We start from the raw sequence: 6,226 nt of genomic DNA, 5'->3' as shown, positions 1-6,226 counted from the left end.
TTTTAGGCGCATAGTTGGGCAGAAAAATCAAGGGACAAAACTTAGCTCCTACTTCTTCTAAATTCCCATTTCTCCTGTCTCCTGTCTCCTACCCCACCAAAAAGACTTTATTCAGCAAACCCTAATTATAGAGTTATGATTAAATTTTTAGTCCCGCTCAATTTCAGCTAAAACTAGAACCGCAAACATCAGCAAAGTTATTGAAGAGAGACCAGGATTTTCAAACCAAAACTAAGTAATCATCACAATAATATTATTATGCGTATCCCTACTATTACTGCTCTATTAAGTTTAGTAGCTCTGTTTACTTTTACTCAAGGCAAAGCTGTTGCTTCCAAGAAAACAGAATCTTTAGTAACAGAAAAAGAAGAAGATTTAACTAGCAAGTCTAATTTAGAGACTTCCACTTCTGGTGAAAAAAATACTAACAAAAATAAACTGTGGCAAAGACAGAAAAATCACAACTTTCGGATACCCTTTATTGGTGGAAATATCAGATTTTTAGGTAAACCTGCTCAACCTGAATTATTCTCTAAACCATTCTATTCAGGTGCACCTAAAAAACAGAATAATCAAAAGAATATATCACAGGGTTCTCGAGGCGCAGAAGTCTGGGCAGTACAAAGACGTTTGCAAGCTAGAGGTTTCGACCCTGGAGCTGTAGATAGTGTGTTTGGTACTCGCACCAAAGAAGCAGTAAAAGCTTTTCAAAAGTCTGTAGGCTTAAGTGTAACAGGTATAGTTAATGAAGCTACTTGGACAGCTCTGGCTAAACCTTCATTTGCCTCTCGTCCACAAACTCAAAGAGAAAAACCATCAATTTCAAGGCAAAACCCACCCATCCAAATAGAAAAGATATTAGCAAAAGGAGACAAGGGGTCTAAAGTTAAAACCTTACAAATTCGTTTAGAAACAATGGGTTTTAATCCGGGTCCAATTGATGGTTTTTTTGGAAGAAAAACCACAGGGGCAGTTAAAAAATTTCAAAAATATAAAGGAATTAAGGTTAGTGGTATAGTGGATCGAAAGACTTGGGAAGCTTTCAGCGAGAAGTAAAATACTCAAACTTTTACTGTCTTGCAATAGACTGCTTATCTAACCATAATTTTATCAAAAATATGCCCACTTTATATAAAGCAATCAGCGAAAAACTAAAAATTGCTGATTGCTTTGTTTTATGTATGAATTTATTAAGTAGGTAGGTAAAATGATTTTTCTATTTACAACTAATACCAAATCGTATTTACTAAAGCAACATTTTAAAAAATTAAGGTCTTTGCCTAGAGAGGATTTGAGTATTGAAATAATTAGTAGCTAATAACTGAATTTTACATCAAAAATACAATATATTGCAGGTTTATGATGTACAGATTATCCAATTATGATTTTAATAAATGAATATTATTATTCTACCGTTAGACATTACTTACTTGAAAAGTACTGTATTTGATTTTCTGTTCCCTACTTACAAATATTAAATGAATTTTGCACAGGTACTTACTTTTTCTGTTCTAAATTAGTGGTAAACAATTAATAATTCGCAATTAACAATTACCTTACATGAAAACTATAGAATTGAATAAAATGATTTTTTTCTGTTCTCTTAGTCGATTGGATATGGCGAGGAGACCCGAAGAGTGTAGAGCAGCTCCGCTTTTTCCTAGGTCATGCTAGCCAAATATGTCGGCGATCGCTTTAGCTACTGGGACTTTAGCAAAAAATCAATTAAAAATAGCCTTGAATCCTTACTGTGTAATTCTTTAACGTCAAAATAGCCTATTTATTGATATATCTAAGTTTTCCTGCGGAATGCTACGCAAAGAGCCATTTTGAACCTGTTGATGTATTTTCCTTGCTAATGTTGAATTTGAAGCCATTTTCACCGTCAAAAATATCAAAGTCCCGCTACTCTGTAAGAGCTGATTTGTAAACTTAGCTAAAACCCTTATTTCATCTAACTCTCAGGGATTTAGGTATGATTGGGCTATAACTCCAAAAACCTTTGTATTGCCATAAATTCAGCCTCTTAATATTTACTTGATAAATCAGCTCTAAGATCCGAAGCCATGCATGGAAAATCCATTTTAGGGATTATTTTATTCTTGCTGACCCTGGCATTAACTATTTTACATGGGTCACTAACAGATAAATATATACAAAATCATCAATTATCAAATCAGATAAAAAAAGGTACAATACAGCAAATTTCTAATTTAGACTTAGAAAATTCTTACTTTTATCAATCCCCAGAATTACAGTTTATAGAACCCCAAAATTTTCATAATACTCAAACTGTTATTCCTAGAAAAAATCAATCCAGACTGAAAAATATATCAACTTCCCCATCTCAACCTACCTACGAAGCAATTGATATTTTGTGGATATTACTTTGTTCTGGGTTAGTATTTATCATGCAACCTGGATTTATGTGTTTAGAGTCAGGACTCACCAGGTCAAAAAATAGCATTAATGTTGCTATTAAAAACTTCACTGATTTTGGTATTTCAGTTGCCTGCTTTTGGAGTTTTGGATTTGCCTTCATGTTTGGGTCTTCATCTTCTGGAATAATTGGCCATAGTAAATTTTTCCTGGCAACCGATCTACAAGCTTTTGATGCGGCCTTCTTTTTATTTCAATTAATGTTCTGTGGTACAGCTACGACGATCGTTTCTGGTGCAGTAGCTGAACGTATGAAATATTCCTCCTATCTATTTGTCGCCTCTCTAGTTTCAGGTTTGGTCTATCCCATATTTGGTCATTGGGTTTGGAATGGAGCTGATATTGGTATATTAACAGGTTGGCTTGGAGATAATGGTTTTGTTGACTTCGCAGGTTCAAGTGTTGTCCATAGTATTGGTGGGTGGGTATCTCTGGCAACTTTATTAGTTATTGGTCCTCGAACAGGTAGATTTCCTCCTGGTCGTCCACCAGAAAAAATTCATGGTTCTAATTTACCCCTATCAGTTTTGGGGGCAATGCTGATTTGGTTTGGTTGGTTTGGGTTTAATGGTGGAAGTACCTTGGAATTAAACGAACAAGTGGCAGGCATTATTGTTAATACTATTCTTGCTAGTGCAGCAGGAATGATTACTACTCTTGGTATTACTTGGTATATCAGAGGAATACCCAGTGTTGAGGGACTAATTAATGGTACTCTTTCTGGTTTAGTTGGCATTACAGCAGCTTGTCATGCTGTTACAGCTTTTTCTGCTATTTTGATTGGTATTATTGCTGCCATAGTCACTATGTTGGTAGAGCAAGCTTTAGAAAAAATTCGAGTCGATGATGCTGTTGGAGCTATTCCAGTTCACCTTGGTGGAGGTATTTGGGGAACATTAGCAGTAGCTTTTTTTGGGAAGGCGGAGGTTTTAGATACTGGTCTTAGTTTTAGCCAACAATTGACTGTTCAGTTATTAGGAATTTTTGCGGCTTTTCTATTAGGATTTTGTTTGGTATATCCAATTTTATTCATTACAAATAAACTTTATTTTTTCCGAGTTTCACAAGCAGATGAACATATCGGTTTAAATGTTTCGGAGCATCGGGCTAAAACAGAAATATTAGATTTATTTAGAGTAATGGATTCTCAAGCTCGTACACAAGATTTAAGTTTGCGAGTGCCTGTAGAACCTTTTACAGAAGTAGGTCAAATTGCAAATCGTTACAATCAGGTAATGGATATTTTGGAGGAAGTTACTGCGAGAAATGATGCCATTATCAAAGTAGCAACAGATGCAATTATTACTTTTACTAACCCAGAGCTTGAGATTATTAGTATAAATCCTAGTGCCTCGGAAATTTTTGGCTATGAAAATCAAGACTTAATAGGGAGGTCTATTTATCAAATATTTGACTTTACTATTAATCCATTGACTATGGAAAAAATGGATACCAAACATTTATTAACTGAAGTAGAAGAATTAACTGTAGAAACATTAAAACTATGGATTAATCCAGATTTGATATTTTATCAAAGTTTAGAAATTAAAAATTATTGTTATGTGTTTGATTTGCAAGATATTCAACCGGAAAATTGGCAATCTTTTTTCCCTAGCTTTTTGCATTTACTAGAGGAAAATTTAGTAGATATTCAAACAGAGTCGGAGCTACAAAAAAAAAGCGATCAACAACATTATTATATAGAACAACTGATATCTAAAATTGCTGACAGTGGAAACCTTTACGAATTAGTTGGTATCCGTGCAGATGGTTCCCTATTTCCCATGGAAATTGCACTCAGAGAAGTAAAATTTAATCAAAAAACTTTCTACACAGGAACTTTTAGAGATATTACAGATAGAAAGGAATCAGAAATAAAGCTCAAGGAAAATGAGCAAAGATTTCGGAGTTTATCTAGAGCTACCTTTGAAGGGATTATGATTCATGAACAAGGAAAAATTGTAGAAATAAATATCGCTGCTGCCCAAATGTTTAGATATGAATTATCAGAAATGATTGGAATGAATACCTTTGATTTAATAACCCCAGAATATCAGGATTTCGTATTAGAAAAAATTGCTTCTGGATATGAAAAACCTTATGAAGTAGTTGGAGTAAGAAAGGATGAGTCTACTTTTCCTTTAGAAATAGAGGCTAAAATATTTTTTTATCGTGGTAATAAAAATAGAGTAGCGGCCTTAAGAGATATTACTGAAAGGAAACTAGCAGAGGCAGCATTGCGGGAAAGTGAGGAAAGATTTAGATCTGTAATGGAACAAGCTGCAGATGCTTTTATTATCTATGAAATGAATGGCAAAATTGTTGATGTTAATCAAAGTACCTGTAAAAGTTTGGGATATAAACGTGAAGAATTATTGAATTTATATATAGAAGATATTGAGGTAAATTTTTTATCAGAAAAGATGTATGAAAAGTGGCAAAATTTAATTCCTGGTACACCAATGACTATAGAGGGAATTCATCGTCGCAAAAATGGTACAACTTTTCCAGTAGAGATACGTTTGGGTTTATTAAAAGCAGGGAATGGTAAATTAATATTGGCTCTTTGTCGTGATATAACTGAGCGTAAAAAAGCAGAAGCAGCTTTGCTCCTAGAACAGGAAAAGTCAGAAAAATTGTTGTTAAATATTCTGCCGAAACCTATTGCTGATAGATTGAAAGAAGGTGATAGTACAATTGCAGAAGGATTCGCAGAAGTTACAGTTTTATTTGCAGATTTAGTAGGGTTTACTGAATTAGCAGGTCGTGCCACTCCTCAAAGATTAGTTTATTGGTTGAATGAGATTTTTTCCAGGTTTGATTTATTGGCAGAAAAATATGGTTTGGAGAAAATTAAAACTATTGGAGATGCTTATATGGTCGTGGGTGGGTTGCCAAACCCAATGGAAAATCATGCTGAGGCGATCGCTCTGATGGCTATAGATATGCTTGAGGAAGTATCCTATTTTGCTGATGAACAGAAACAAGACTTTAATATTCGTATTGGTATAAATACTGGCCCAGTCGTTGCTGGTGTAATTGGACGTAAAAAATTTATATACGATTTATGGGGTGATACTGTGAATATTGCTAGTCGTATGGAGTCTCACGGTATACCAGGTGTTATCCAAGTGACAGAACAGACCTATGAGATTTTACAGCACAAATTTTTATTTGCAGAACGGGGTTTGATTGATATTAAGGGTAAGGGTTACATGAAGGCTTATATTTTGCAGGGGAAAAAAAGTTATATTGAGGAAGTCAAAAGTCAGAATTAAAGTCAAAAGTCAAAAGTCAGAATTAAAGTCAAAAGTCAAAAGTCAGAATTAAAGTCAAACCTCCTTATTGCAAGAGGTACTGATAACTGATAACTGATAACTGATAATTGAAATGACGGTGGGGTATTAAACTTGCAAAAGATAAAGATAAAAAATTGTCAGTCATTGTGAAAATTTCTGATTTGTGTGCTATATTGAAATTATGCGGATGTGGCGGAATTGGTAGACGCGCTAGATTTAGGTTCTAGTTTCTTCGGAAGTGGGGGTTCAAGTCCCTTCATCCGCATTTAATTTAAGAAGGAAGAGGAAAGAAGGAAGAAGGGAGAAGACTTCAAAGTCTGAAAAAAACTTAAATTTCCCCTAGATATTTTCGCTATAGTAAATAAGGGTCAGATTAAATAGTACTTTAGAGAAAGAATATTCAGATCCTGACCTGTTAAAAATGTTTAATCCAATTTAAAAAAAACTAAGCTGCTAAGTAAAGACAATTCTAGGTACACAAATAATTT

Annotated in this window: 2 protein-coding genes and 1 tRNA gene; all 3 read left to right on the top strand. The window is 34.2% G+C overall.

The window, feature by feature from the left end; all coding sequences use genetic code 11:
- Positions 1 to 258 precede the first annotated feature (258 nt).
- The 3 genes from D5R40_RS06605 (at position 259) to D5R40_RS06585 (ending at position 6,003) form a co-directional block, all read left to right on the top strand.
- Complete coding sequence (locus D5R40_RS06605; protein ID WP_124145094.1) at positions 259 to 1,056, top strand: peptidoglycan-binding domain-containing protein; 798 nt, start codon at positions 259 to 261, stop codon at positions 1,054 to 1,056.
- Between the two features lie 1,010 nt (positions 1,057 to 2,066).
- Complete coding sequence (gene amt / locus D5R40_RS37490) at positions 2,067 to 5,717, top strand: ammonium transporter (protein ID WP_205127614.1); 3,651 nt, start codon at positions 2,067 to 2,069, stop codon at positions 5,715 to 5,717.
- Between the two features lie 204 nt (positions 5,718 to 5,921).
- Positions 5,922 to 6,003, top strand: a tRNA-Leu gene (locus D5R40_RS06585).
- The last annotated feature ends 223 nt before the right edge of the window (positions 6,004 to 6,226 follow it).

This window comes from Okeania hirsuta (assembly GCF_003838195.1).
In the GTDB taxonomy this organism is placed as follows: domain Bacteria; phylum Cyanobacteriota; class Cyanobacteriia; order Cyanobacteriales; family Microcoleaceae; genus Okeania; species Okeania hirsuta.
This window is presented reverse-complemented; position numbering and strand designations above follow the sequence as displayed.

What these genes read in the sequence shown, in the direction of transcription:
- D5R40_RS06605 (WP_124145094.1), top strand. Translation starts at nt 259, where the DNA reads ATGCGTATCCCTACTATTACTGCTCTATTAAGTTTAGTAGCTCTGTTT.
- amt (WP_205127614.1), top strand. Translation starts at nt 2,067, where the DNA reads ATGCATGGAAAATCCATTTTAGGGATTATTTTATTCTTGCTGACCCTG.